The sequence below is a fragment of the Pseudomonas sivasensis genome, from assembly GCF_013778505.1.
In the GTDB taxonomy this organism is placed as follows: domain Bacteria; phylum Pseudomonadota; class Gammaproteobacteria; order Pseudomonadales; family Pseudomonadaceae; genus Aquipseudomonas; species Aquipseudomonas sivasensis.
In genome coordinates, this window is sequence record NZ_JAAOWU010000012.1 from 140219 (window position 1) to 165960 (window position 25742).

Below are 25742 nucleotides of genomic sequence, written 5' to 3' on the forward strand. Positions count from 1 at the left end.
TCAGACGCAAACGCAAGACACAGCCAGTTATTTCTTAGTCCCTTGCCCCCCGAATTTAAACCCGAGTGACTTCATTCAAAATCAAACTCCGATAATGCCCAGGATTGGACCCCGCCCACTTCCGAAACGCCTTATAAAACGAGCTCGTGTCCGCAAACCCCAACCGCGCGGCAATCTCGGCGAAGCTGATCTGCGGTTCCGCCAGCCACACTATCGCGAGTTCTTTGCGCACGCTGTCCTTGAGGCCTTGGTAGGTTTGCCCTTCTTCCGCCAGACGGCGGCGCAGGGTTGAGGCGGAGATGCATAAGGTGGCCGCAAGGCCTTCGGTTTCCGGCCAGGTGTCGGGGGGCATTTGGCGCAGGTCGTGTTTGATCCGTGTGGCGAGGCTGTCGGGGTCGCGGTATTTGACCAGGATGTTGGCCGGCGCGTGGGCGAGGAAGCGCTTGAGTTCTTCAGGGCTGCGCTTGATGGGCAAGTCGAGGCAGTCGGCGGAAAAGATCATACGGGTGCGCGGTCGGTCGAAGCGCAGGTTGTCGGAAAACATCACTTGGTAGTCGTCGTAAAAGTCTGGCTGTGGGCAGCGCAACTCAATAGCCAGGATGGGAATGCGCCGTCCCGCCAGCCAGCAGGCGACGCCGTGCACGATCATCCAATAGGTGAAATAGGTGAACGCGCGCTGCGGCTTAGGCTCGGGCTCGTGCAGGACAATCTCTGCCAGGCTCTGTTGGCGCACCAACTGGGCGGGCATGCGTTCCAGCATCAGCGAGAGGAACCCCAAACCGGTTTCCAGGCTGGTAGCAAGCGTTGGTTGCGCCACGCAGGCATGGCACAAAAACGCCAGGCTGCCGGACTTGAGCTTGCGCGGGTCCATGCCGAAGAATTCGTCGTCCATGCGCCGTGCCAGCAAACGCCACAGCCGCGCATAAGCGGTAGCCGAAATGCGCGCGGTCGGCAGTTCGAGCAACCCAGGGTCAATCCCGACTTTGCGCAAGACTTCAATCGTGGCTGCACCGGTTGCACAGCTCTGCAACAAGGCCTCGCGTACGAGGTGGATGGAGATGGTGTCTTTTTCCAACATTGGCGCCGCCGTGCCCTGTGTGGCGTGAAGTGCGGCCATCTTAGGCAGTCGCGCGGCAAAAGAGTAGGCACCGAGGTATTGGTCTCGGGTATTCTGCGCCGGGATTTTTACCGACAGGGAGTGGAATCGATGAGTTGCTGGGAAGTACTTGGGCTGCCGTCCGACGCCGATGCTCGCAGTATCAAGCGCCAATACGCGGTGTTGCTCAAACAGCATCGCCCGGATGAAGACCCTGTCGGCTTCCAGCGCCTGCGCGAGGCCTATGAGCACGCGCTGCAATGGAGCCGTTATGAAGCGCCCGTCGAAGTGCCGCAAGCGCTCCCGGTCGACACAGTGCAGCCCGCTACGACCGAGCCCGACACGCGCTTGGACCAGGCGCAAGCCTTGGTGGACGACGCCACACCGGCCAATCTTGCGCGTCTCTATGAGCAAGCCCAGCACATTGGATGCGCCGAGGCTTTTGAGGCCCTGCTGCTGCAACGCTGCCTGAATGGCACGGAACCCGCGATTGCGGCCTGGGCCGTCACTCATCTGCACTGGCTCACGCCCTGGCAACGGGAAACACCCGTGCGACTGCCCGACTATCGTCTGGCTGCCTTGTTGGAGCAGATGTTTACCGACGTCGAGCACACGCTCACCGAATTACTCAATCAACAACAGGTCGAGGCCTTCACGGCGGCCTTGATCGAGTTGCATAACACCGAATGGCTCAAGCCCCTGGCGCGCCATGCGCGGCTCAATGACGTACTCGCGCGCACGCTGCTGGCCAGCACCTTCTGGTCCGAGCCGCTGTTCGAAACCCTGTGCACCGAGCAGGCCTGGTCCGATCAGTACCTGGAAAACCACTGCCCCGAGCCTGAGTGGTCGGCGTTAAAGGAACGCAATGTACTGGAGCGTTTCAGTGCACAGGTCTACCACCAGGCCAGCCTGGACAGCCGTGACCCCAAGGCGCGCGCGGCCAGGTTGCTGTTCGGCGACATGACGCTGGAACAACGCCAACGCTTCTCCCGGCGCTTCGGCGAATCCGACTGGAACGCCTGCCGCACCCTCAGCGAAACCCTGCTCAACCAGTACCCGGCCCTGTGCGCACACATGCCCGGTGAGGATCCCTACTTCTGGCGCGACTGGGAACGCATCAGCCGCCCCTGGCCGATGTTTGTGGCGTTGCTGGGCATGGCCGTCGGCTGGGCGATCCACGACCAGCAAATGACCGACCACACCTTGATGGAATCCCTCGGCATGGCCCCTACCTGGGCCTTCCTGATCGCCATACCGGCCCTGCTCATCCTCGCGATCTGGCGTCCGGCCACCGACGGTTTTGGTGAAATCGATGAGCGGCTTGCCGTGCACCTGTCGCCCTGGCTGAGCTTTCGCCGGCCGCCACCGTTGGTGATCCGCGAGATTCTGCCGTGCTGGGTGCTTGGCCTGTTGATCTGGATGATCCTCGGCAACTACGCGTTGGCGGGCTATGTGTTGACGTTGCAGGGCCTGGGCCTGGCGCAGCGCGTGCTTGGTCGGCCGGGATTACGTGCAGCTCTGAGGTGGCGCTGGCCGGCGCGACCGTCGACGCGCCAATGGGCCATCGGCCTGGGCCTCGGTGCCCTGCTGCTGAGCGCCGCGCAGATGTACGAAAACAATCAACGTATCCACCGTGATGAGGGCTTGCAGCCGTTCTTGATGAGCCGTTGCAGCGGACTCAAAGCTGGCGCGCCGGGGTGTACACCATGAACCGCATCACCTTTGCTGCCCTCTGCACCTTCGTGCCCCTGGCGCTGAGCACCGTGGGCCTGCTGACGAATACCGATATGCTCGCCCCGCTGAAAACCTGGGCCAACCGCCCGGCAGCGCTTGAACACCAGCAAGCCCAGGCGCTGCGTCCGGTGATCGACTGCCTCAACCGAGTCGACAGCAATTGGCGAGTGGCGTACTTCAACTACCGCAGCCGCAGCCCCCGCGCCAACGACCCGAATCTGGCGTTCATCGAGCGTTTCCCCGAGCTGTATCAGCGCACACAAGGCCCGCAATTGAGCCTGCTGGACTACGACGCCAAACGCCCGGACCTGTGCCTGCTGACGTCCTCGCAAAGAAGCGCACTGCAAAAATACTTGCCGCAGATCGCCGCGCTTCGCAACGACTATATGGACCACCTGCTGCAGGTCTATTCATCGGTGAAAGCGTTCGACTTCTACCCCAGCGCAACCGTCCCTGGCCTCACCCCTGCGCAGCGGGCGATCAGCGATGCGCAGTTCTTCCCTGTGGCGGAAAAATTCCTCACGGTCTCATCCGAACTGCGCGCCGCCGTGGACGTAGCCGACCGCCGGATACGCCTGCAACAACTGCAGCACTTGCAGGTACGTGACGAACACCAGATGGCGCTTATCGCCGGCCTGATCCTGCAGACCCGCGATACGATGCACAGCCTTGACCCACAATCCCCCAAGCAATTGGCGGACGCATTGAGCGACATACAGCAGACCTGGGATTACGCCCAGCGGTACCTGCGCCCCAACCTACCGACCTCCGAAACCAAGGCCCAACAGTTGTGGCAGCGGATTAAACAACCCGGTTACGACTACCTTGGCGCGCTCCAAGCACTTGCCCAGCATTCCAGCGAAACCCCCGACCCAGACCGGCTAAACGCTGATTACTTTGAAACACAACGGCGCTTTGACTTGTTGGTGGACGCCTATAACCAGGCCGTCGGACAGGACTACTGAGCGGCCTTCTCCTGGTCGTTCAGCCACTGTTCAGCAAACGTCAATATTTCCTGTTTAGCAATGAGTATCATTATGTTACAACTTAGGCTCCTATCTAGTTACGCTCTGGTGCCGAATGCTTGTCCCCTTTCTCATCATGCTGCGCGAAGGCATTGAAGCAGCATTGATCGTTGGCATCATCGCCAGTTACCTGCAACAGACTGGCCGCGGCCAATGGATGCCGGCGGTGTGGATTGGGGTGTTCCTCGCCGCCGCGTTGGCTTTGTTGGTGGGCGGTGGCCTGGAGCTGGTCAGCGCCGAATTCCCGCAAAAACAACAGGAACTGTTCGAAGGCATCGTCGGCTTGGTCGCCGTGGGTATTCTCAGCTCCATGGTGTTCTGGATGCGCAAGGTCGCGCGCTCCATCAAGCATTCCCTGCATGCCTCCCTTGATCAGGCTCTGACCGGTTCCAAACACCAGGTCACGGCCCTGATCCTCATGGTGTTCTTCGCCGTGGCCCGGGAAGGCCTGGAAACCGTGTTTTTCCTGCTGGCGGTGTTCCAGCAAAGCGAAGGCCCGGGCGCGCCGATTGGCGCCTTGCTCGGCCTGGTCCTGGCGATCATCGTGGGTTTCCTGATCTACACCGGCAGCATGCGCCTCAACCTCGGCGCGTTTTTCCGCTGGACCGGCCTGTTCATCCTGGTGGTCGCCGCCGGCATTCTGGCCAATTCGGTGCAGGCCCTGCACGAAGCAGGCGTGTGGAACCACCTGCAAACGGTGCTGTTCGACTTCAGCGCCGCATTGCCGATGGACAGCCCTCTGGGTTCAGTGCTCGCCGGCATGTTCGGCTACCAGGAAGCGCCGACCGTCAGCACCCTGGGTGCCTACCTGATCTACCTGGTGGTCGCGCTGGTGATGTTCTTCCTGCCTGCCGCACCGGCCAAACCCGCCAACATGCCCTCTTCCGTTTCCAGCCAGTAAGGACCGTCTCTTGTCCAACCCAACGCCTCAACCCGCCTCGCCACCCCGCGCCCTGCGCTGGGCGGTGGCCGGCTCGGTGGTCGTGATGATCGCCGCCGGTGGCCTGTTCTATTACGCATCGCAATTGGCCGCCGCCAAGCGCCAGACCAACAGCAATGAGATCGCTGTAACGATTCATGGCCACGCCTGCGAGCCCAACGCGTTGACGGTTCCGGCCGGGCGCGCGAGCTTTCGTATCATCAACCGCTCCGACCGCGCGGTGGAATGGGAAATCCTCGACGGCGTGCTGGTGGTCGAAGAGCGGGAAAACATTGCCCCCGGTCTGAGCCAGGTGATCAACGCCAACCTGCTGCCGGGCGACTATGCGATCACCTGCGGCCTATTGAGCAATCCCCGTGGCACCCTGCATGTGACGCCAACGGCAGCCTCCGATGCCCAGGCCAAGGCCAAGCCGTCGATGGTGGCGTTCATCGGCCCGCTGTCGGAATTCCGCGTGTACTTGAGCGGCCAGGGCAGCGCGCTGGTCAAGGCTGCGACCGCCTTGCAACAAGCAATCGACGCCGGTGACCTGGCGCAGGCCCAGGCCCTGTATGCGCCGGCCCGTGAGGCTTACCAACGACTGGCGCCGGCGTCCCAACGCCTGGCAGAGCTGGACAACGCGATCAACGCCCGCGCCGATTACTTCGAGAAACGCGAACAGGACCCGGCCTTCAGCGGCTTCCATCGCCTCGAATACAGCCTGTTCCAGCAACGCAGCCTCGACGGCCTGGCCCCGGTGGCGCAGCGCTTGGTGACCGATGTCACCACGCTTAAGCAGCAACTGCTGGCTCAATCGCTGCCACCGGAGCAACTGGTGAGTATCGTGGTGCGCAACCTCAACAGTCTGGCCGATGTGCGCGCCATCAGCGGTGAGGAAGAGCGCTACAGCCACCTAGACCTGAACGGTTTCGCCGCCAATCTGCAAGTGGCGCACAAAGTGGTCGAGTTGATGCGTCCACTGTTGACCAAGTCCGCTGCCGACCTGTTGCCTGACATCGACAACGCCCTCGCCGCGTTCGATGCCGAGCTCGCGGGGTTCAAGGTCAATGACAGTTACAGCACGTACGACAGCGTGACCGCCGATCAGCGCAAGCAGATCGCCGACAAGGCCAAGGCTCTGGCCGATGCACTCGATGGAATCGACCCCGCCCTTGGCCTTTCCGGCCTGCAGTGAAGACGACCGAATTTTATGAGTGACTCAGAACAGTTTTCAGCCCAACGTCGCCGTGTCCTCTTGGGCATGGCCGCCACCGGCGCGGCCATAGCCGGCAGCACCCTGACCTGCCCGGCCATGGCGGCCGCCGCCGAGCAAGTCACTACCGCACCGCGCAGTGACAAGACCCAGGACCACCACGATTTTTTCGGCAAGCACCAAAGCGGTATCGTCACCCCGCGCCCGGCCTGCGGCATGCTGGTGGCGTTCGACGTATTGGCCAGCGACCGTGAAGACCTGGAGCGCCTGTTCCGCACCTTGAACGAACGCATCAGCTTTCTGATGACCGGCGGCACCGTGCCCCAGGTCGACCCGAAGCTGCCGCCCACCGATTCCGGGATCCTTGGCCCGGTGGTCACACCGGACAACCTGACCATCACCGTGTCTGTCGGCGAATCGCTGTTTGATGAACGCTTCGGACTGGGCGCCGCCAAACCGAAGCGTCTGAGCCGCATGGTCGGTTTTCCCAACGATGCGCTGGAGCCGGCGCAGTGCCACGGCGACCTGAGCCTGCAATTCAGCTCTAACACACCGGACACCAATATCCACGCCCTGCGCGACATCGTGAAGAACCTGCCCGACCTGTTGCTGGTGCGCTGGAAACAGGAAGGCAGCGTGCCGCCACAGGCGCCGGCCAAACCCGGCGAGCCGGCGCAGAGCGCGCGTAACTTCCTGGGTTTCCGTGATGGTTCGGCCAACCCGAATTCCAACGACAACAAGGCGATGGACCAGATTGTGTGGGTCCAACCCGGCAGCGACGAACCGGCCTGGGCCGCCAATGGCAGTTACCAGGCGGTGCGCATCATCCGCAACTTCGTCGAGCGCTGGGACCGCACGCCCCTGCAGGAGCAAGAAAGCATCATTGGCCGCGTCAAGACCACCGGTGCGCCCATGGATGGCCAGAAAGAATCCCAGGTGCCCGACTACAGCAAGGACCCGGAAGGCAAGCTGACCAAGCTCGATGCCCATATCCGCCTGGCCAACCCGCGTACCCCGCAGACGCAGGCCAACCTGATCCTGCGTCGACCGTTCAACTACTCCAACGGCGTCAATAAAAACGGTCAGCTGGACATGGGGCTGTTGTTCATCTGCTACCAGGCTGACCTGGAGAAAGGCTTTATCAGCGTGCAGACCCGACTCAACGGCGAGCCCCTGGAGGAATACCTCAAGCCCGTCGGCGGCGGGTATTTCTTCACCTTGCCGGGAGTCACCGGGCCCAAGGATTTCATCGGTCGCACGCTGCTTGCCGCCACGCACCCTCAAACCACTGCCACCACCTGAAACCAACCCCCACAGCGGAAACCGCCCTATGAAGAAGTCGACCCTCGCGTTGTCGTTGTTAGTGACCCTCTCACCCCTGGCCGCCTTCGCCGCCACCACGGCGCCGCTGGATCTGGTAGGGCCGGTGTCGGACTACAAGATCTACGTCACCGAAGAAATCGGTGAATTGGTCACCCAAACCAAAGCGTTTACCGACGCCATCAACCAGGGCGACCTGGCTACCGCCAAGAAGCTCTACGCGCCGACCCGCGTGCATTATGAGTCCATCGAGCCGATCGCCGAGCTGTTCAGCGATCTGGATGCGTCCATCGACTCCCGTGTCGACGACCACGAAAAAGGCGTGACAGCCGAAGACTTCACCGGCTTCCACCGCATCGAATACGCGCTGTTCTCGCAGAACTCAACCAAGGGCCTGGAAACGTTGACGGCCAAGCTCAACACCGACGTCAACGACCTCAAGACCCGGGTCGACGGCCTGACCTTCCCGCCGGAAAAAGTCGTGGGCGGCGCCGCAGCCCTTCTGGAAGAGGTCGCAGCGACCAAGATCTCTGGCGAAGAGGACCGCTACAGCCACACCGACCTGTATGACTTCCAGGGCAACATCGACGGTGCGAAGAAAATCGTCGACCTGTTCCGTGGCCAGATCGACAAACAGGACAAGGCCTTCCTGGCCAAGGTCGACAAGAACTTCGCCACCGTGGACAAGGTCCTGGCCAAGTACAAGACCAAGGACGGCGGTTTCGAGACCTACGATAAGGTCAAGGACAACGACCGCAAGGCGTTGGTAGGCCCGGTGAACACGCTGGCTGAAGATCTGTCGACGCTACGCGGCAAGCTGGGCTTGAACTGATCAAGACCTGACGCGACGTCCCGCGCTCCGGCGCGGGGCATCACCGGTTCGGCGCTGCTCGCCTGGCCCCCCGCAACCATCATGTACGTACGCAATTTTTCTTCAGCCGTGAGCAGATGCGGCGCCGTCTTGCCCCATTTCGTCGCTCCCCCCGCCAGCAGCACCGGCAGTTTTACCAGGCCCTTCGTCGCGGCATGGATCATCTGCGGATAACCATCCAGCGGGTTTAACGCGGCATTGGCAAACAGGCCGGAGTGTTTGATGAAGTCAAACGCGCGCTCGCTGAAACTGGCCGCGACTTTAGCCGTATTCGCCGTAGCGGCCGCGGGTCTGAACCGCGTGGCAAGTCGCTGCACCGGGTTGGGCAGCAAGGCCTTGGCCGAACGCAGCAGGCCACTCGCCTGACCGCCGGCGCCGATGGCCACGCCGATCATATCCACGGTCAAATTGCCCAGGCCCTGGGCGATATCGCCACGCTTGAACGCCTGGTACGCACCGAGGAATGGCACAAACCCCAATAGAAACTCGTGCTCGCGGGCCCGGGCTTCCCGGCGTTTTTCAAGTGGTAACGGATCACGCGCGCGCTGCAAGAGAGCCTCGGCGGGCTCGTAGAAATTGTCCTGAGCGATTCTGCTGGCAATGGCCGCGATCTTGCGCGAGCCATAAGTGTTGGGCACGAAGCTTTGCAGCGTGTGGTTGGCAGGCAACTCGCCTGGCGCAATCGCTCCCCCCAGCGGTTCAACGATAACCGACGACGCCATCGCCTCCGGCCGTGGCGCAGAGCCGGTCGTGTAGGCAGCAAGATCGAAGGGCATCTGTGTGCCACGGACTATCGGCACATACACCGAACCATGGGGCGCGCTGATGCGCTGCTTGCGAATCACGCCGTGTAGCTCGATGGCGTCGGGCAGGTCTGTACGCTTGATCAGCTCGCCGCTGGCGAAGACCTCGTAATAGGCCACCGTCTGGTCATGCTCCACACGCATCAGGGTTGCGTGGCGACCGCGCTGCGCATCTTTGCGGGCCTGGGTCTCCTCGACCTGAACGACGCCAGTTTCGCCACGCAGGGTGAACAATTCGACCTTGCCCAGCTCGATCAACGTGCGCTCGGCAAGGGGTAACTGGGCAAACATCAATTTGAGCTTCGTGGCATAGGCGCCCTGGAGCTGTTTGAGGTGACGGTTGACGGTGCTTTTGAGTAACGGTTCAAGCTCGGGCAGATGACGAATGCGTCGATCCAGTAACTCCAGGGCGCCCTCCGCCACCTGCGGCGCGCGGTCTGGCTGATAGGGCGTTTGCGCAGACGTCGGCGGTGCTAGCAAATGCTTGCTGAGCACCCACTTTCCCGGTGTGAGGTCGCCGGTCATGTAGGTTTCCAACAGCGAACGGCTGCGCGGTTCGGTGACCGGTGCGTTGCGGCGATCTTTGCCGTTAGCCAGTTCCAGGCTCATGCGCTCAAGCTCAGACGCCGTGCTGTCGGGGAATAATCGCAGCAACTCCCGGATGGCCAGCGCCTTGCGCGTCGGCAGTTCCACGCTGGCGCTGGCGAAGGCCTCGGCCGTCTCTTCTTGCTGTTTGAACAGTGCCCGCGACGCCTCCTGGAGGTCGTGTTGCGAATACTCGCCGTCACTGCGCAGCCTGACGGCGCCGTTCAACACGCCCCAGTCGGCGAGGATTTTCAGCGCATTGAGTTGCATCAATTCTGCTTGCGCCTCACTGGTGGGCACCAGGGTCGTCAGTGCACGGACCTGGTGTTCACTCATCATCCGTGACGTGCCCGGCGCAGCATGATCGGCCAGCGTGCAGCCCAGGCGTAGCTCCATCCAGGCCAGAGTGCCGATACGCAACGTGTCCGGCACTTCCTTGACCAGCATTTCCGGCGCCGCTTGCGCCAGGTATACCGGGGTGACCAGCGCCGCCAGGTCGGGCGTCAGCTTTTTATATTGCTGCAGGTGCTGCTCGATATCGCGCCGCACCTCGCTCAACGAACGGCCCATATTCGCCGGTTGATAGATCGAATAACCACCGATGTGCCCAGGTTTGACGTCGTCCAGGTTGATCCGCGCGACTTTAGTCAGTGTGGCCTTATCAGCCTCGCTCAACGTGTCGGGGGAATATGGCCCGGTGTAGTCACCCACTGCGGGCGCCGGCGGCAGCGACAGCCGTAACCAGCGGATGACATTGCGTGTCTCGGCCACGGTGCGTGGCGACCCCAGCCCCTTCAATTCGAGGAGCTGGCGTGCGTCAACCCGTGGCGTCGAGTACACGGCATTCCCCAGTGGTTCGGTCAGTGGGGTCAACGCCGCAAGCTCATCACGCAACGTGTCTACGTCGTTGACGTAATGGGTCAGATTCACCCAGCCCCCCACCGGGCTCAAGCGTTCAAGGCGGCCTTCAGATACTCGAAAGGGCTTACCGTCCCAATCGAACCGTTCGCGCTGCAGCAGGGCGAGCATTTGCGGGCGAGACACAAATGCCTGCAAACGCTCCATCGCCGCTTGGCTGCGCGCGAGCAGTGGCGATGTGCGGGGAACGTCCCAGGCCTCGGCGGACCAGTCGGTGCGTGCGCCGTCCGGCAGGTCTTCAAGCCCGGCTTCAAGGCGCTCGGCCAGCGCGTCCCGTTCCACCAGTTCAGGACTCAGGCGCGGCGCCTGGGCAAGGTTGGCGACGTTTGCCGGGGCGGCCCATAGGCGCGGCTGCTGGACCGTGGGCTTGGCACTGTCCTCTCCGACTACGAGAGCCTGCACAGCATATTGAAGGGGCGAGCCGGTGCTCGACAGTGGCGTCAACATATTCAATCCTCTCTGCGCTAGGCCGTGGAATACGGCTTCGTCTGGAGAGGCAATCTAAGGAAAGCTGAAACGCGCTGAATGTAAGCCGAGTCTTGCCGCCTTACGCGTTGCGTTGCGGCGGATTACAGGATCCGGTAAAGCAGTCGCTCGATCCGCACGCGGCTCACCCGACGCAGAAACTTGCCGACCGCCGGGGGGTAATCCACCAGTGTCTGCAACTGCGCGTACCCGTCGATGCGGGTGGTGTGCTGGAAAATCTGCTCAAGCTCGGTCCGCCGTGTTTCCAACCATTGCCCCTGGGGATCGTCGATCAACAAGGCGTTTTCCAAGTCGAGACGGAACGCCCGAGGGTTTAGGTTGTTGCCGGTGAGCAAGGTGTAACGCTGGTCGATCCACATGCCTTTGAGGTGGTAGGTGTTGTCGCCATCGCGCCATAGGTGCAGGTTCAATTGGCCGCTGTCGATCATCGGCTGGTGGCGCTTGGCAAAGCGACGCAGGCTGATTTCGTACAGGTATGGCAGTGCCGCGATGACCTTGAAAGGCTCGCTGGGTGGGATGTAGAAGTCGTTGGCGGTCTTGTCACCGACGATGATGTCGATCTTCACGCCACGCGCCAGGGCACGGTTGATCTCGCGCGTGACCGCCAATGGCAGATTGAAGTACGGCGTGCAAATGGTCAGTTGCTGCTGGGCGCTGGCGATCAGCTCCAGGATCACCCGGCTCAGCGGGTTGTTCTTGCCGACGCCGAGCAACGGGCTGACTGACAGGTGGCCATTGGGCAACTGCCCGGCTGTGGTGTCGTAGGTCGCGTGCTTGAGGCGGCTGCGCAGGTCGCCGATGTCGTTGCGCAGGCTGCGGGTGGTGGGCGGGTTGGGCAGGTCAAGGCGGTGCACCGCTTTGGACGCTACCAGGCCGTGTTCCACCAGGTGCTGCATCGAATCGGCCAGGGGCTTGCTGTGGATCAGGTGATAACGGTCAAACCGGTATTTGTCGAACTTGTGCAGGTACACGTTGTTCAGGCTGGCGCCGCTGTACAGCACGCTGTCATCGATCACAAAGCCCTTGAGGTGCAACACGCCAAACAGCTCGCGGGTTTGTACCGGAACGCCGTACACCGGCACTTCGCTGGCATGGCTCTGTGTCATGGCCTGGTACCAGGCGCTGTTGCCGGGCTGTTTGCCCGCACCAATCAACCCGCGTTGGGCGCGCAACCAGTCGACCACCACCACGATGTCCAGCTCCGGCCGTGCAGCCTTGGCGGCGTGCAAGGCGTCGTAGATCTCCTGCCCTGCTTCGTCCTGCTGCAAGTACAGCGCCACGATGTAGATACGCCGGGTGGCTTGGGAGATTTTTTCCAGCAGGCAGCGGCGGTACGCATCCGCACCGGACAGCACATCGAGCGCGTCGGGAGTGAGGGGGAAACCACGCAGTTTGGGCAACAGGGAGCGTTTGAAGAACGACGGCATAGGGCTCGCAATGGGTCGAATCCGAAGAGGCCCCGAGCTTACACCATGGGGTTGCTCAGGTCTCGTTGCCTCGTAGGAAAAAGCCCATTGACCATGAAGAACGATCGTTCTACTGTGTGCGACATGAACGACATTACTGGCAATGAAACCCGCGACATTATCCTCGACGTCACCGAGAAGTTGATCTATCGCCACGGCATCGCCGCCACCGGCATGGACTTTCTGGTGAAAACCGCTGGCGTCTCGCGCAAGAGTATTTACCGCTACTTCGCCAATAAAGACGAGTTGGTGATCGCGGCCCTGCAACGCCGCGATGAACGCTGGATGCACTGGCTGCGCGGCGAAGTGGAACGAGTCGACGGCAGCGGCGAACGCCTGCTCGCGCTGTTTGACGCGCTCAGGACGTGGTTCGGCTCGGCGGATTTTCGCGGCTGTGCCTTCATCAACACCAGCGGTGAAACCGGCGACCCGCACAGCCCGGTGCGCCTGCTGGCCAAAGCGCATAAACAGAAACTGTTCGAGTACGCACTTGAACTGTGCCAAGCCCATGGCACCTGCGACCCCGAACAGCAGGCAGCACACCTGCTGATCCTGATCGATGGCGCCATTACCGTTGCCTTGGTCATGGGCGATACAACCGCTGCTGATAACGCGCAATGCATGGCGCGAACGTTATTAGGGCTTTGAATGCACTGGCCGAGCCACTTTGCCTAAACAGGAGCGTTGAAATGTCATCCACCCCAGAAACACGCCCGCCGCTGCCGCCATTCACCCGCGAATCAGCGATTGAAAAAGTCCGCCTGGCCGAAGACGGTTGGAACTCCCGCGACCCACAACGTGTGTCCCTGGCTTACACCCTGGACACCCAGTGGCGTAACCGCGCCGAATTCGTCCATGGCCGCGAAGAAGCCAAAGGCTTTCTCACGCGCAAATGGGCCAAGGAGCTGGATTATCGGCTGATCAAGGAATTGTGGGCCTTCACCGGCAACCGCATTGCCGTGCGGTATGCCTATGAATGGCATGACGACTCCGGCAACTGGTTCCGCTCTTACGGCAATGAGAATTGGGAGTTCGACGAAAACGGCCTGATGGCCAACCGTTTTGCCTGTATCAACGACAGGCCGATCATGGAAAGCGAGCGGCTGTTCCATTGGCCGCTGGGCCGACGCCCGGATGAGCATCCGGGGTTGTCCGATCTCGGCCTGTAAAACCTGGTGCGGTTCAAATGTGAGAGGGGGCAAGCCCCCTCCCTACGCTGAGTGCCTCAGTCCTGATTAAGGCCGACTCGATACAACGCACCATCATCCTCATCCGTCAGCACATACAAAAAGCCATCCGGGCCCTGCCGCACATCGCGAATACGCGCCTTCAAACCTCCCAGCAAACGCTCCTCGTGGATGACCTTGTCGCCCTCGAACTGCAACCGAATCAGCTCCTGGCTGGCCAGCGCGCCGATGAACACGTTGTGCTGCCACGCCTTGAACCGGTCACTGTCGTAGAACGCCATGCCGCTGATGCCCGGTGACTTTTCCCACACATGATGGGGCGCCACGGTACCTTCCGCCGTCTTGCCTTTGGCCTCCGGAATCGGCGTCAGGGAGTAGTTGATGCCGTGCGTCGCCAGGGGCCAGCCATAGTTTTTGCCACGTTCGACGATGTTGATCTCGTCACCACCACGGGGGCCGTGCTCGTTTTCCCAGATCGTGCCGCTCCAGGGGTTCAGTGCCAGTCCCTGTGGGTTGCGTTGGCCGTAGGACCAGATTTCGGGGCGTACGCCCGGCTGACCAACAAAGGGGTTGTCATCCGGCACGCGGCCGTCGGGGTAGATCCGTACGACCTTGCCTTGCAGCTTGTCCAGGTCCTGGGCAGTGGGTCGGTCGTTGTTTTCGCCCAGGGTCACAAACAGGTACCCATCCTGGTCGAAGGCCAGGCGCGAGCCAAAGTGATTGCCGGTGGAGAGCTTCGGCTCCTGGCGCAGGATGACTTTGAAATCGATCAGGCCGCTGAGGTCCGCCGCCAAACGTCCACGTCCCACCACAGTGCCGGCCGTGCCGCCTTTGCCGCCGCCTTCGGCGTATGACAAATAGACCGTGCGGTCCTCTTTGAAATCGGGCGACAGCACCACATCGAGTAAACCGCCCTGCCCCTTGGCCCACACCTCAGGCACGCCGCTCAGCGGAGCCGAGAGCTTGCCATCCGGGCTGACAACGCGCAGGTGGCCAGGGCGTTCGGTAACCAGGAAGCCTTGCTGGTCCGGCAGAAACGCCACGGCCCATGGGTGGTCCAGGCCTTTGACGATCGAGGTGACAGTGAGGCTGCCTTGTTCACTGGGGAACTGCTGCAAATCGGCGGCGTAGACCGTCGTCAGGGTCGTCGCGCACATAACGGCTAACAGGGTTTTGCGTATAAACATAAGACGAGTCCTTACCGGCGATTGCCGTTGGCATCAAACGTGGGGGCTTTAGTGTCGGTGGCCGGGCGGCTGGGCGCGGCCTCACGCTGGGGGTAACGGTTGCCGATGCCGCCGTTTTCCAGGGTCGGCGGGCGCGTGGCCGGCACGGTCTGGATACCGCGAATCGCCGGCGCATTGGGCTGCGTGCCCTGCATGCTGTTGGGGTTGGCCCGGTGAATGGGGCCATTGTTGGTGTTGTTGCCGCCAGGCAGGTTCTGCGCTTGAGCGGTGGCTGCAAGTGCCAGGCTCAGCGCCAGCACTGCAAGATGACGCACGCGGGTGATCATGACAAAGCCTCTCTGGGACGAGGAGTACCTGCTTTCGATACCACGCTACGCCTGGGGTTCGGCTTTGGTAACTAAATACTTCCTCATCAGGTGTAACACGATCTGTCCGCGCATCCATCCAGGGAAACTTTTTTAACCGCCCGCGAGTCACCCGAACACAGTCTCTTCTCAAGGAATCGCACTTATGCCACGGGCCATCTGGAAAGGCGCCATCAGCTTCGGTTTGGTTCATATCCCTGTATCGCTGGTCTCCGCCACGTCCGCACAGGGTGTGGATTTCGACTGGTTGGACAAGCGCAGCATGGACCCGGTGGGCTACAAACGCATCAACAAAACCACCGGCAAGGAAGTGACCAAGGAGCACATCGTCAAAGGCGTAGCGTTTGAGAAGGGACGTTATGTGGTGCTCAGCGAAGAGGAGATTCGCTCGGCCCACCCCAAGTCTACTCAGACCATCGAAATCATCGCCTTTGTCGCCAGCGACCAGATCCCGTTGCAGAACATCGACACGCCCTACTTCCTGGCGCCGGACAAACGCGGCGGCAAGGTCTACGCGCTGCTGCGGGAAACCCTCAAGAAAACCCGCAAGGTCGCCCTGGCCAATGTGGTGCTGCACACCAAGCAGCACCTGGCGGCATTGATGCCCCTGGAGTCCGCACTGGTGCTGGTGATGCTGCGCTGGCCCGCCGAGGTGCGCAGCCTGGATGAATTGGAACTGGGCAGCGACGTAACCAAACCCTCCCTGGCCAAAGGTGAACTGGACATGGCCAAGCGCTTGGTGGAGGACATGAGCGCCGACTGGCAACCGGATGCCTACCGCGACAGCTTTCAGGAAAAAATCATGGCGCTGGTGGCGAAGAAGGCCAAGGCCGGCAAGATTGAAGATGTGGAATCCAAGGAAGGCAGCGAAGAGCGCAAGTCGGCCGATGTGCTCGACCTGACCGAACTGCTCAAGCGCAGCCTGGCGGGTAAGCCTGCGGCGAAAAAAACCGCCAAGAAAAAGGCCTCTTGAGCCTGGCATTACTGGGAGAACGCCATGGCAAAGCCGCTGAGTGAATACAATCGCAAGCGCGATTTCGAGATCACCGCAGAACCTTCCGGCAAGGCGACCACGGGCAAACGAAAGACGTCAGCACTGTCGTTCGTGATCCAGAAGCACGACGCACGCAACCTGCACTATGACTTTCGCCTGGAACTCGATGGCGTGCTCAAAAGCTGGGCCGTGCCCAAGGGCCCAAGCCTCGACCCCAGCCAGAAGCGCTTGGCGGTTCACGTGGAAGACCACCCGCTGGGCTACGGCAGTTTCGAAGGCAGTATCCCGGCCGGTCAATACGGCGCCGGTGATGTGATTGTCTGGGACCGTGGGGTCTGGAAACCCCATGACGACCCACACAAGGCTTACGCCGCCGGCAAACTCAAATTCACGCTGGTAGGTGAAAAACTCTCGGGCGATTGGGCGCTGGTGCGCACTCGCTTGAAAGGCAGCGGTGACAAGGAACAGTGGCTGCTGATCAAAGAGCAAGACCAACAGGCGCGCCCTGCCGCCGACTACGACATCGTGCAGGCTGAGCCTAAAAGCGTGCTCAGTGATGCCTCCATAGCCCCCACCAAGAACCAGCCGAAAGCCAAGAAAGCAGCCGCTGCACTGCCCGAGCAATTCACACCGCAACTGGCAACCCTGGTAGACCGCGCGCCCGACGGGGACTGGCAGTATGAAATCAAGTTTGATGGCTACCGCATGCTGGCGCGGATTCGCGACGGCGAAGTCCGCCTGTTTACCCGTAACGGCCATGACTGGACCGAGCGCCTGCCGCGGCAGGTCAAAGCCCTGCACGCCCTCAAGCTCAAGGACAGTTGGCTGGATGGCGAAGTGGTCAGCCTCAACCCTGAAGGTTTACCGGACTTCCAGGCCCTGCAAAATGCCTTTGACAGCGGCCGTAGCCTGGACCTCGTCTATTACCTGTTCGATGCGCCGTTTCTGGATGGCGCAGATCAGCGCCAGGCCCCCGTAGAGGATCGCCGGGCCATGCTCAAGGCCGCGCTGTCTGGAAGCAAAAGTAAGTTACTGCGGTTTTCTGAAGCCTTCACCGCCCATCATCAGGACATTTTACAGAGCGCCTGCAACCTGGCCCTGGAAGGCGTGATCGGCAAACGCATGGGCAGCCCCTACACGTCCGCTCGCAGTACTGACTGGATCAAGCTCAAATGCCGTTTGCGCCAGGAGTTTGTGATTGTCGGACATACCCGTCCCCAGGGTTCGCGCAGCGGTTTTGGCGCATTGCTGCTGGCGGTGAATGACGACAGCGGGCTGAGGTACGCCGGTCGCGTCGGCACCGGTTTTGATCAAGCGTCGTTGGAGGCTATCTACACGCAGCTCAAAGCGCGGGCGCGCAAAACCTCGCCTTTGCACAAACCCCTGACCAGTGCCCAGGCGCGAGGCGTGCAGTGGGTGGAGCCGACGCTGGTGGGGGAAGTACAGTTTGCCCAGTGGACCCGTGACGGTGTGGTGCGCCACGCCACTTTTATGGGCCTGCGCAGCGATAAACCGGCCGCGCAGATCGTGCACGAACAGCCGCAGGTGGCTGAATCCATGAAAGCCCCGCAAGCCAAGACCCTGTTGAAGATCACCCACCCTGAGCGAGTGATCGATCCACTAAGCGGCACGCAAAAGCAGCAATTGGCGCAGTTCTACGAAAGTATCAGCGAATGGGTCCTGCCCTTTCTGCGGCATCGCCCGGTGTCCTTGCTCAGGGCTCCGGAAGGCATCGAGGGCGAGCAGTTCTTCCAGAAGCACTCGGAACGCCTGGCGATTCCCCATATCAAGCAATTGGACGCCGCGCTGGACCCAGGCCACGCGCCGCTGATGGAGATCGACAGCGTCCAGGCACTAGTCGGCGCTGTGCAAATGGGCACCGTCGAATTTCATACCTGGGGCGCCACCTCAGACAAGATCGAAACCCCTGACCTGTTTGTGCTGGACCTCGACCCGGATCCCGCGTTGCCCTGGAAAAGCATGCTGGAAGCGGCACAACTCACCTTGTCGGTACTGGACGAGCTGGGCCTCGATGCGTTCGTCAAAACCAGCGGCGGCAAAGGCCTGCACTTGGTAGTGCCGCTGGCACGACGGGACGGTTGGGAGCCGGTAAAAGCCTTCGCCAAAGCCATTGCCCAGTTTATGACCGCGCAACTGCCGGAACGCTTTACCGCCACCTCCGGGCCGAAAAACCGTGTGGGCAAGATCTTTATCGATTACCTGCGCAATGCACGGGGCGCGAGCACCGTGGCCGCCTACTCGGTACGGGCTCGGCCAGGGCTGCCGGTGTCGGTGCCGGTCAGTCGTAAGGAATTGCAGGGGTTGCGTGGCGCGCAGCAGTGGACGGTGGCCAATCTGCACCAACGCTTACAGGGACTGAAGGAGGATCCGTGGGAGGGTTATGCCCATCGGCAGAAGATCAGCAAGAAAATGTGGGACAAACTGGGCGCCCAGCCACCGCAGTGAGGACGCCCTGGCCGAGCGTTAGATGAGCACGAAGATCAGCGCCAAGGCCGCGAAAATCGCCCATTTTTCCAGGTAGTAACGGGTGCGGTTGCGTTTCTTCAGCTCTTTGCCGCGCAGGCGGATCTTGTACAGACGCGTAAACGCTCGGTTCAGTCCGCCGGTCTTGTCGCCAGCGTCGTTGGGCGAACCCGCCGCCGCCATCACTGTGCGGCTGAACCAGCGGTTGAACACCGCAGCCCAGCGGTATTTCATCGGCCGCTCGACATCGCAGAACAGGATGATGCGGTTCTGCTGCGTGGTGTTTTCGGCGTAGTGAATATAGGTCTCGTCGAACATCACCGGTTCACCGTCACGCCAGTAGTAGCTCTCACCGTCCACATTGATGTAGCAGCCAGGATCATTCGGGGTATCCAGGCCCAAGTGATAGCGGTAAGAGCCGGCGTAGGGATCGCGATGGCGTACCAGTTTGGAACCCGGCGGCAGCTCGGCGAACATCGCGGCCTTGATCGAGCCGATGCTCTGCACCAGCTCGGTGGTGCGCGGGCACAGCTTCATTGCGGAAGGATGGCTGTCGCCGTACCACTTGAGGTAGAAACGCTTCCAGCCCGACTTGAAAAACGAGTTGAAGCCCACGTCGTTGTACTGGTCGGAGCGCTTGATCGCCCCTGCCTTCATGAGGTTCTGGCCTTCCTGGCGAATCTCTTCCCAATGCTCCTGCAACGGACTTAGGTCAGGGAAGTCGCTGGGCGAGAGAAACGGTCGACCGGGGAGTTTGGAGAACAGGTATAGAAAACAGTTGATGGGTGCCAGGAAGGTTGAATGGTCACTGAGCTGGCGACCCAGTTTGTGTCGCACCCGGCCACGCAGGTGTACATACGCAATGGAGGCGACATAGAGAACAACAATGATGAGCTTCAAGGGATTTCGTCACACGTCAGTAGAGAACAGGCTGCTCCTGCGTGCCCACGACGGCCGAGGATGAATAGCAGCACCTGAAATCACAATTCACAGACAGGCAACATGAGCGGCTTGATGACAAGCGGTTACATGGCCATTGGCAGTTATTTAGCCATATTCTGTAACGAAAAGTTAACTAAGAATTGTGAAAAGCTGTCTACTTAGGCAGGGTTCGCACCTGCACAACTACAAGGAATGGTTATGTCGCCCACTTTAGATCCGGATCATCAGGCCCTTCAGGGCGCCTGGGAGCAAACGTCACTTGAGGACAGCGGTGTCCTGAACCCGGTAGACGCTCACACTGCGCCCGGTGCCATCACCACCATTTCAGGCGACCGCTTCGAAGTGAAAACCGTGCAAGGCGACCTGTTGCTGGCCGGCCGATTCTCCCTGGACAGCAGCACTACACCAAAAAGCATTACGTGGGTCGATTCCATGGGCGATGACGCCGGCAAGCCGTTGCCTGCCAGCTACCGCCTTGATGGCGACGAATTTGTATTTATCGCGGCCGATGAAGGGATGCCCAGGCCCACCGTCTTCAGCACCGGCCCCGGTCAGACCATGCGCAGTTTCGTGCGGCGCGCTTGATCAATGCGCCGTCCGAACCTGCGACATGCTTTTCACACAGCCTTCACTTTCGGCGCGATAGGGTAAAGCCTACCTACTCCAGTGAATCCCTTGGCCCGCCTCTTTAAGCGGGCTTTTTTTTGCGTGGACAAACCGTATCAGGCAGGCCTTTTAGTGGCGGTCAAGGTAAAGCACAGCGGCAATTGCGCCGCTTGGTGCTCGTACTGATCGTAGAGTTCTTCACGATTGGAATGCGCATATTCCTGCAAGTGACTGATCTGCAGGTCTGCGCAAATCGCGGCGCTCACCACATCGCCCAACGTGTGCACGTACCAATAGGAAGTCGGTCCGACTACCTCACCCTGACCTTCATAGACAATCGACTCCTGCAGCACAAAGGGTTCGCGCTGAAAGTACGAGCTGGCAGGTAGCAGCGGCTTCTGCGCCCTGGGGTCGAACACTTCCAGGAACGGATGGGTTTCGTACATCACCAGCGAACCGCCGGGCTTCAGCGTGCTGGCGACATGGCGCATGAACAACGCCACATCCGGCATCCAGCCGAGCACGCCGATGGTGACCAGGGCGATATCAAAGCGCTCGTGTAACCGCTGCGGCAACTGGTGGATATCGCTTTCGATAAATTCAGGAGCATGAGGCGACACATCGGCAAGCTCACGCGCTTGCCGGAGAAACGCGGCGGACTGGTCCACCCCCACCACCGAGCGTGCGCCGAGGGCGAACAGCGACAGGCTTTCTCGACTGTTGTTGCAGCCCAGTTGCACCACGTCCTTGCCGGCGACACCCAGGTCCTGCAGAACCCCTGTAATGGTTGGGTCCAGGCAGGAAAAATCGGCGTTACCAACACCGGTCAGCAATGCGCTCCAGGTGTCGGTGGTTTTATGCAGGCCGGCAGATTGGTCCCAGGCGTCCTTGTTGCTGGCAATTGCCTGTTGGGCTGAGGGCATGTCCATTGCGTCTCCAGATAAGTCTTACGGCGGGGCACCGAAGATAAGCCACATGCCGGCGTATTGAAACTCCAGGCAACTGCGGAAACTTAACGCTCACCGCGCAGGTCATTAACGCAATGAGTGTTCAGCCGTTGAACGCCCCCTCTGCGAAGCCGTCATCGTGGCCAATCACTCCGACCTGCGAAATGCCTTGTCCCTGGACAGCCTGAACTTCTTTCTGGCGGATGTGCGCGACGGCCTCGGCCCGTACCTGGCCATCTACCTGCTGGCCGTGCACAAGTGGGACCCGGCCAGCATCGGCGTGGTCATGACCCTGGCGGGCATCGCCGCGCTGCTCACCCAGGGCCCGGCGGGCGCACTGATCGACCGCACGCGCAGCAAACGCGCCGTGGTTGCGCTTGCCGCCATCCTGGTGACCGCCAGCTGCCTGGTGCTGCCCTTCGTCAGCTCCTTCAGCCTGGTGGCGTTGACCCAAGCTGCCAGCGCCGTCGCCGCGTCCGTGTTCGCCCCGGCGATTTCCGCTATTTCCCTGGGGATCACCGGCCCGCGGGCATTTACCCGCCGCACCGGGCGCAATGAAACCTTCAATCACGCCGGCAACGCCGTGGCCGCGCTGCTCGCCGGTGGGTTGGCCTACCTGTTCGGACCGGTGGTGGTGTTCTACCTGATGGCGTTTATGGCGGTGGCCAGTGTGGTCGCGGTCAGTTGCGTGTCAGCCAAGGCCATCGACCATGAAGTGGCCCGCGGCTTCGACCCTGCCCACGCCACCGATCATGAACAGCCGTCGGGCCTGAAGGTATTACTGGCCAACCGTCCGCTGCTGCTGTTTGCCATTTGCTGCGCCTTGTTCCACCTGGCCAACGCCGCCATGCTGCCGTTGGTCAGCCAGAAGCTGTCCCAGATCAACCTGCAGATGGCCACCCCGCTGACCTCGGCCTGTATCGTCGCCGCGCAATTGGTGATGGTACCGATGGCCTGGCTGGTAGGGGTCAAGGCTGACGTGTGGGGACGCAAACCGCTGCTGATATTCGGTTTCATGATTCTGCCGCTGCGTGGCGTGCTCTACACCGTGTCCAGCGATCCCTATTGGCTGGTGGCCGTGCAAATGCTCGACGGCATCGGTGCAGGGATCTTCGGCGCGCTGTTCCCGGTGATCGTCAAAGACCTGACCCAGGGTACCGGGCGTTTCAATGTCAGCCTGGGTGCGCTGTCCACCGTGTTTGGCTTGGGCGCGGCACTGAGCAACAGCCTGGCGGGGTTCGTGGTGCAACAGGCGGGCTATAACGCGGCCTTCTTAACCCTGGCGGGCGTGGCGGGCGCTGCGTTGGTGCTGTTGTGGGTGGCGATGCCGGAGACGTTGGAGAAACCGCTCTATGCGCCCCATGCGCCTGCTGCATGATAGAAGCGACACAGAAAACCCGGCACATGGCCGGGTTCCTTTCTCTACACATACTCAGTTGTCGGGATGTTCGCTGGCGACCGAATCGGCAGCATCGACATCGGACATGTCCTCTTCTAGAGGTGCATCATCGTCCGGCGGCAGAGGGATATTGTCCTCATCATTTCTCGGGTCGTGGCCTGTCTCGTTGTCTGTGCCACGTGTTACGGCCTGCTGTGAAAGATTGCCGGGGGCGTTCTCATTGATGTCCATGCTGGCTCTCCGTTCTTACGCTCGGGATATCCGCGCTTAAAGATGTGAGGCGGCAGATCCTGGCAAGTGCCAAGCATTAGACGAATGGCGAAAAAATACAGGCATCGTGTGCGGGCCTTTTAGCTACCAACTGCGTACGCACTGATTACCGATAGCCGTCCGGACTCGTCTTCCTCAGGTTTTCACAAATATCACGCAGGACATCCGCAAGTGGAGGTTGGAGCAGAAAGGACTTCATTTCCGAGACTGCCGCTTTGTATGAAGGATCAGCGTTGACCCTCCGGAACTCGGACTTTCCCTCTTCGCTGAAGGTGGGATCACTGACCAGTCCTTCTAGGGTCAAGCCACGCTCGGGATTTCGCTCGTCGCATATCTCAAGTGCAGCGATGAAGCTGACGGCGACCTTTTCTTCGCGTATCGGGTGAGTTGCTGTAGCTGCCTCGACTGCAGTGGCAGCGGATAGAAGCCCCCACAACGCTGCGCTTTTTCCTGAGAACACTTATTTACTCCTGATTTGGGCAACTGAAACTGCTTCTCACTTATGGACCGTATGAGTCGTTCATTTGTCCAGATTCAGTAGTTCGTGCATCCGCTCGCCAATTATTCCTCGCAGCCAGGCAGCATGAAACTCCATCTCTTCCAGGGAAGTACCCTCAGCAAGTTGGTATTCGAACACCTTGTCCTTCGGCCCCCGATACACAACGCTGAAATGACCATCGCGGTCATACGAAGCGACTACGTAGGGGCAGATGTAAATAATGTCGCTAAACGGCACGCGCACTTGGGTGGGTTTACGTGCGCGACGGATGACAGTGAGGGTAAGCAGTTGCTGGTTTTCGTCGAACGTAAAGGCCTGCACCCTAGGCTCAGAGAAAATCCACGCGAAGACCAATCCCATAACCACGACAGAGCCGAGCAGGAACAGGATGAGCGACGACGTTGTAAAACTCGACTCATCGCTGGACGGCACATCCTGCATCGCACCGAGCCCGATAACGAGCAAGATCGCCAGCCCGAAGGCAGGCAATAACATAATCACCGCAGCGCAAAAGCCCAAAATGGCCGAACCCGTGCTGCCAATGATCGGTAAGTCCGGACCACCCAGCCAAATAGATGGGTGGGCGGCGGGATTTTCAGTGCGTGGTGCGGCGGGTGGTGCGGCGACGTGGTGAGGTGGACTTGGACGATTCATTAGGCAGGCTCAAGGGTGCTGTATAGACGGTACCACTACTGCCACTTCTCTAACCCGCAGAGCGTATTGATTCAACGGATATGAAGGCAGGGCTACAGAAGCTGTTTCATGAACTCCTGAGTCGGAACATCAAGCCCCATGCTCTCACCGAACACCACCTTAATCCCATCATTGGCAATTAGCAGCATCTCGCAGTGCATACCAATGGCAGTCGTCAAATGGTTGAAATCACGCAGTTCTTCCACATATTTGTCTTTATAGGATTGCAGACGATGAGAGGCCAGGTCTCTGAGACTCGGGTCAGTTTCTTGAGCTAAAGCGCCCTCTTCTGCTAACAGACGTCGCTTAGTCAACCCCACTTGTAAGTTGGACATCCGAAAGCGCGTGTATGTGCGTATGACGCTTATGGCGCGAGATGTGAACTCGATTGCCGCGTCTTTTTTCGTCTCAGCACCCGACCAATCGGCAGATTGCATCTCCAGCAAATCCGCTGTTAGCGCCTTCTCGGCATCTTCACCGCGCGCCAAGAAGCTAGACAGGTCTAATGCCGGCTCAGCGTCAAAAGCAAGTAGGTGCGAGGCGACTAATGATGACGCTTTAGCCACATTGTCACGGCCCTGATATGCGCTCCATCCAGAACCGGCTATTCCACATCCAAAAACAATCAGCAAAAGCGCGACGGTAATTTTTCTCATGGATCCCTCCAAATCATCCAGAAAGGCTATCACGGCGAGTTTCAAAAGCGGAATTGAGCCAATGGGCATCATGACAATGACTAGAGCGCGGGGCTTCTTGAGCGCGCGCAGTAAAGCCTAGGGCGCTCAGAACATCTTTCCTGTAATGCGTTGCTGGTGGAGGCCAGGTCCAGCACACTAAGTCCGCGCTTTTCAGTTGAAGGAGTAGGTTCAAATGACAGCTCTACCAGGCTCGATCCCGCTTGTTATCCTGGACGTTCAAGATGCGATTGATAGACCAAACTGGGATGGAAAAAGTAATCCTGAATACTTGGCAGTGATCCAGCGCCTTCTAGGCCACTGGCGATCAAACGGCTGGCCAGTTATTCATGTGAAGCACGATGAGCGCACTTCTACATCCAGCTATTTCGTCGACGGCCCGTGGAATGGCATCAAGAAAGAGGTCGCCCCGATACAGGGAGAAGCCGTCATCATCAAACAGGAAAACTGCGCCTTTATTGGCACCGAATTGGATGCCACTCTCACACAGATGCAAGTAAAACGGTTGGTGCTGACGGGCGTTGTTATTCACAACAGTATGGACGCCACCGTCCGTGCGGGGAAAGCGCTCGGATACAGCATCATCTTACCGTCAGATGCAACGACCGCCGTGCCCGTTGTTGGGGCGAATGGAAAGTCTTGGGACGCGACAACCGTTCATGAACTGACCCTAGCAATACTCAATGATGAATACGCCGACGTAATGTCATCGGACGAAGTGATCGCACAATTCACGCTATGAACTATGAAGGTACCCAGTGCCGCAGAAGCATTTGACACGCATCAATCGCCAGCTATTTCGACAGGCGTAAGCATGTCCTTTGGGTACCGAAAATACCTAGCGCATATCGCAATTGGAGTGACCTTTATCTTTTCCCCACGCTGCTCCAAGCCAAACACCGGAGCAGACGATCATTCCAGCGTCTGCCAGTAATAGGGATGGCAACTTGCGCTTCGTTGCGTGATCCCTCACAACAGAGTCGAACCCCTAACATACCGTCCTGTCCAGGCATCCAGCGTGGGTGGCATTCCAGTGAA

24 protein-coding genes are annotated in these 25742 nt (G+C 60.2%); 13 read left to right on the forward strand and 11 right to left on the reverse strand.

What is annotated here, in order from left to right; translation table 11 throughout:
• Positions 1-55: 55 nt before the first annotated feature.
• The gene (locus G9Q84_RS19625; protein WP_095184882.1) at positions 56-1078 is read right to left on the reverse strand and encodes an AraC family transcriptional regulator; all 1023 of its coding nucleotides are present in this window, start codon (positions 1076-1078) and stop codon (positions 56-58) included.
• 129 nt (positions 1079-1207) lie between these two features.
• On the opposite strand from G9Q84_RS19625, the gene G9Q84_RS19630 reads away from it, so the two are divergent.
• The 6 genes from G9Q84_RS19630 to efeO (G9Q84_RS19655) all read left to right on the forward strand — a co-directional run bounded on the left by G9Q84_RS19630 (position 1208) and on the right by efeO (G9Q84_RS19655) (position 8139).
• Positions 1208-2806, forward strand: coding sequence for a J domain-containing protein (locus G9Q84_RS19630; RefSeq protein WP_181643933.1), 1599 nt, complete (start codon positions 1208-1210; stop codon positions 2804-2806).
• Positions 2803-3795, forward strand: coding sequence for a hypothetical protein (locus tag G9Q84_RS19635; protein ID WP_181643934.1), 993 nt, complete (start codon positions 2803-2805; stop codon positions 3793-3795). Before G9Q84_RS19630 ends, G9Q84_RS19635 begins: the two co-directional genes overlap by 4 nt.
• Positions 3796-3910: 115 nt before the next feature.
• On the forward strand, positions 3911-4756 hold the full coding sequence (gene efeU / locus G9Q84_RS19640; protein ID WP_032891284.1) for an iron uptake transporter permease EfeU: 846 nt from the start codon (positions 3911-3913) through the stop codon (positions 4754-4756).
• 10 nt (positions 4757-4766) lie between these two features.
• Complete coding sequence (gene efeO / locus G9Q84_RS19645) at positions 4767-5969, forward strand: iron uptake system protein EfeO (protein WP_122681567.1); 1203 nt, start codon at positions 4767-4769, stop codon at positions 5967-5969.
• A 15-nt stretch (positions 5970-5984) separates the two neighbouring features.
• On the forward strand, positions 5985-7289 hold the full coding sequence (efeB, locus tag G9Q84_RS19650; protein ID WP_181643935.1) for an iron uptake transporter deferrochelatase/peroxidase subunit: 1305 nt from the start codon (positions 5985-5987) through the stop codon (positions 7287-7289).
• A 28-nt stretch (positions 7290-7317) separates the two neighbouring features.
• On the forward strand, positions 7318-8139 hold the full coding sequence (gene efeO / locus G9Q84_RS19655) for an iron uptake system protein EfeO (RefSeq protein WP_032891279.1): 822 nt from the start codon (positions 7318-7320) through the stop codon (positions 8137-8139).
• Here the strand turns inward: efeO (G9Q84_RS19655) and G9Q84_RS19660 are convergent.
• Both G9Q84_RS19660 and pssA read right to left on the reverse strand, forming a co-directional pair.
• Positions 8037-10931 carry a hypothetical protein gene (locus G9Q84_RS19660; RefSeq protein WP_181643936.1) on the reverse strand — a complete coding sequence of 965 codons (2895 nt, stop codon included), beginning with the start codon at positions 10929-10931 and terminating at the stop codon, positions 8037-8039. The genes efeO (G9Q84_RS19655) and G9Q84_RS19660 overlap by 103 nt on opposite strands.
• 122 nt (positions 10932-11053) lie before the next feature.
• On the reverse strand, positions 11054-12397 hold the full coding sequence (gene pssA, locus G9Q84_RS19665; RefSeq protein ID WP_181643937.1) for a CDP-diacylglycerol--serine O-phosphatidyltransferase: 1344 nt from the start codon (positions 12395-12397) through the stop codon (positions 11054-11056).
• A 123-nt stretch (positions 12398-12520) separates the two neighbouring features.
• Here pssA and G9Q84_RS19670 point away from each other — a divergent pair, with 123 nt between their 5' ends.
• Together G9Q84_RS19670 and G9Q84_RS19675 are read left to right on the forward strand one after the other, a co-directional pair.
• Positions 12521-13084, forward strand: coding sequence for a TetR/AcrR family transcriptional regulator (locus G9Q84_RS19670; RefSeq protein ID WP_181643962.1), 564 nt, complete (start codon positions 12521-12523; stop codon positions 13082-13084).
• Between the two features lie 41 nt (positions 13085-13125).
• Positions 13126-13605, forward strand: a complete 480-nt coding sequence (locus G9Q84_RS19675; RefSeq protein ID WP_181640055.1) for a nuclear transport factor 2 family protein — start codon at positions 13126-13128, stop codon at positions 13603-13605.
• Between the two features lie 56 nt (positions 13606-13661).
• On the opposite strand, the gene G9Q84_RS19680 is transcribed toward G9Q84_RS19675, so the two are convergent.
• Both G9Q84_RS19680 and G9Q84_RS19685 read right to left on the reverse strand, forming a co-directional pair.
• Positions 13662-14810 carry a PQQ-dependent sugar dehydrogenase gene (locus tag G9Q84_RS19680; RefSeq protein ID WP_181643938.1) on the reverse strand — a complete coding sequence of 383 codons (1149 nt, stop codon included), beginning with the start codon at positions 14808-14810 and terminating at the stop codon, positions 13662-13664.
• 11 nt (positions 14811-14821) lie between these two features.
• Positions 14822-15136 (reverse strand): hypothetical protein, encoded by a 315-nt coding sequence (locus tag G9Q84_RS19685; protein ID WP_032891269.1) that lies wholly within the window; start codon positions 15134-15136, stop codon positions 14822-14824.
• A gap of 184 nt (positions 15137-15320) precedes the next feature.
• Here G9Q84_RS19685 and ku point away from each other — a divergent pair, with 184 nt between their 5' ends.
• Both ku and ligD read left to right on the forward strand, forming a co-directional pair.
• Positions 15321-16148: a non-homologous end joining protein Ku gene (gene ku / locus G9Q84_RS19690; protein WP_032891268.1), complete on the forward strand. Its 828-nt coding sequence runs from the start codon at positions 15321-15323 to the stop codon at positions 16146-16148.
• Between the two features lie 24 nt (positions 16149-16172).
• Positions 16173-18635, forward strand: coding sequence for a DNA ligase D (gene ligD / locus G9Q84_RS19695; RefSeq protein WP_181643939.1), 2463 nt, complete (start codon positions 16173-16175; stop codon positions 18633-18635).
• 18 nt (positions 18636-18653) lie between these two features.
• On the opposite strand, the gene lpxO is transcribed toward ligD, so the two are convergent.
• Positions 18654-19553 carry a lipid A hydroxylase LpxO gene (lpxO, locus tag G9Q84_RS19700; protein ID WP_181643940.1) on the reverse strand — a complete coding sequence of 300 codons (900 nt, stop codon included), beginning with the start codon at positions 19551-19553 and terminating at the stop codon, positions 18654-18656.
• A gap of 240 nt (positions 19554-19793) precedes the next feature.
• On the opposite strand from lpxO, the gene G9Q84_RS19705 reads away from it, so the two are divergent.
• The gene (locus tag G9Q84_RS19705) at positions 19794-20180 is read left to right on the forward strand and encodes a TIGR03067 domain-containing protein (RefSeq protein ID WP_095184893.1); all 387 of its coding nucleotides are present in this window, start codon (positions 19794-19796) and stop codon (positions 20178-20180) included.
• Between the two features lie 137 nt (positions 20181-20317).
• On the opposite strand, the gene G9Q84_RS19710 is transcribed toward G9Q84_RS19705, so the two are convergent.
• The gene (locus G9Q84_RS19710; protein ID WP_181643941.1) at positions 20318-21130 is read right to left on the reverse strand and encodes a class I SAM-dependent methyltransferase; all 813 of its coding nucleotides are present in this window, start codon (positions 21128-21130) and stop codon (positions 20318-20320) included.
• Positions 21131-21287: 157 nt separating this feature from the next.
• On the opposite strand from G9Q84_RS19710, the gene G9Q84_RS19715 reads away from it, so the two are divergent.
• Positions 21288-22526, forward strand: a complete 1239-nt coding sequence (locus tag G9Q84_RS19715; protein ID WP_099602364.1) for an MFS transporter — start codon at positions 21288-21290, stop codon at positions 22524-22526.
• A 54-nt stretch (positions 22527-22580) separates the two neighbouring features.
• Here the strand turns inward: G9Q84_RS19715 and G9Q84_RS19720 are convergent, their stop codons facing one another.
• From G9Q84_RS19720 to G9Q84_RS19735, 4 genes are all read right to left on the reverse strand, one after another.
• Complete coding sequence (locus G9Q84_RS19720; RefSeq protein ID WP_095184895.1) at positions 22581-22778, reverse strand: hypothetical protein; 198 nt, start codon at positions 22776-22778, stop codon at positions 22581-22583.
• Between the two features lie 145 nt (positions 22779-22923).
• Complete coding sequence (locus tag G9Q84_RS19725) at positions 22924-23277, reverse strand: hypothetical protein (protein WP_181643942.1); 354 nt, start codon at positions 23275-23277, stop codon at positions 22924-22926.
• A 60-nt stretch (positions 23278-23337) separates the two neighbouring features.
• Positions 23338-23970 (reverse strand): hypothetical protein, encoded by a 633-nt coding sequence (locus G9Q84_RS19730; protein WP_181643943.1) that lies wholly within the window; start codon positions 23968-23970, stop codon positions 23338-23340.
• A gap of 92 nt (positions 23971-24062) precedes the next feature.
• Positions 24063-24665, reverse strand: a complete 603-nt coding sequence (locus tag G9Q84_RS19735) for a hypothetical protein (protein ID WP_143499365.1) — start codon at positions 24663-24665, stop codon at positions 24063-24065.
• Positions 24666-24879: 214 nt separating this feature from the next.
• Between G9Q84_RS19735 and G9Q84_RS19740 the strand changes: the two genes are divergently transcribed.
• Entirely contained in the window at positions 24880-25446 is a 567-nt protein-coding gene (locus G9Q84_RS19740; protein WP_181643944.1) for an isochorismatase family protein, read from the forward strand.
• The last annotated feature ends 296 nt before the right edge of the window (positions 25447-25742 follow it).

Coding starts and splice junctions, on each gene's coding strand:
- G9Q84_RS19625 (WP_095184882.1), bottom strand. CDS start 1,078: ATGTTGGAAAAAGACACCATCTCCATCCACCTCGTACGCGAGGCCTTG.
- G9Q84_RS19630 (WP_181643933.1), top strand. CDS start 1,208: ATGAGTTGCTGGGAAGTACTTGGGCTGCCGTCCGACGCCGATGCTCGC.
- G9Q84_RS19635 (WP_181643934.1), top strand. CDS start 2,803: ATGAACCGCATCACCTTTGCTGCCCTCTGCACCTTCGTGCCCCTGGCG.
- efeU (WP_032891284.1), top strand. CDS start 3,911: ATGCTTGTCCCCTTTCTCATCATGCTGCGCGAAGGCATTGAAGCAGCA.
- efeB (WP_181643935.1), top strand. CDS start 5,985: ATGAGTGACTCAGAACAGTTTTCAGCCCAACGTCGCCGTGTCCTCTTG.
- efeO (WP_032891279.1), top strand. CDS start 7,318: ATGAAGAAGTCGACCCTCGCGTTGTCGTTGTTAGTGACCCTCTCACCC.
- G9Q84_RS19660 (WP_181643936.1), bottom strand. CDS start 10,931: ATGTTGACGCCACTGTCGAGCACCGGCTCGCCCCTTCAATATGCTGTG.
- pssA (WP_181643937.1), bottom strand. CDS start 12,397: ATGCCGTCGTTCTTCAAACGCTCCCTGTTGCCCAAACTGCGTGGTTTC.
- G9Q84_RS19670 (WP_181643962.1), top strand. CDS start 12,521: ATGAACGACATTACTGGCAATGAAACCCGCGACATTATCCTCGACGTC.
- G9Q84_RS19675 (WP_181640055.1), top strand. CDS start 13,126: ATGTCATCCACCCCAGAAACACGCCCGCCGCTGCCGCCATTCACCCGC.
- G9Q84_RS19680 (WP_181643938.1), bottom strand. CDS start 14,810: ATGTTTATACGCAAAACCCTGTTAGCCGTTATGTGCGCGACGACCCTG.
- G9Q84_RS19685 (WP_032891269.1), bottom strand. CDS start 15,136: ATGATCACCCGCGTGCGTCATCTTGCAGTGCTGGCGCTGAGCCTGGCA.
- ku (WP_032891268.1), top strand. CDS start 15,321: ATGCCACGGGCCATCTGGAAAGGCGCCATCAGCTTCGGTTTGGTTCAT.
- ligD (WP_181643939.1), top strand. CDS start 16,173: ATGGCAAAGCCGCTGAGTGAATACAATCGCAAGCGCGATTTCGAGATC.
- G9Q84_RS19705 (WP_095184893.1), top strand. CDS start 19,794: ATGTCGCCCACTTTAGATCCGGATCATCAGGCCCTTCAGGGCGCCTGG.
- G9Q84_RS19710 (WP_181643941.1), bottom strand. CDS start 21,130: ATGGACATGCCCTCAGCCCAACAGGCAATTGCCAGCAACAAGGACGCC.
- G9Q84_RS19720 (WP_095184895.1), bottom strand. CDS start 22,778: ATGGACATCAATGAGAACGCCCCCGGCAATCTTTCACAGCAGGCCGTA.
- G9Q84_RS19730 (WP_181643943.1), bottom strand. CDS start 23,970: ATGAATCGTCCAAGTCCACCTCACCACGTCGCCGCACCACCCGCCGCA.
- G9Q84_RS19735 (WP_143499365.1), bottom strand. CDS start 24,665: ATGAGAAAAATTACCGTCGCGCTTTTGCTGATTGTTTTTGGATGTGGA.
- G9Q84_RS19740 (WP_181643944.1), top strand. CDS start 24,880: ATGACAGCTCTACCAGGCTCGATCCCGCTTGTTATCCTGGACGTTCAA.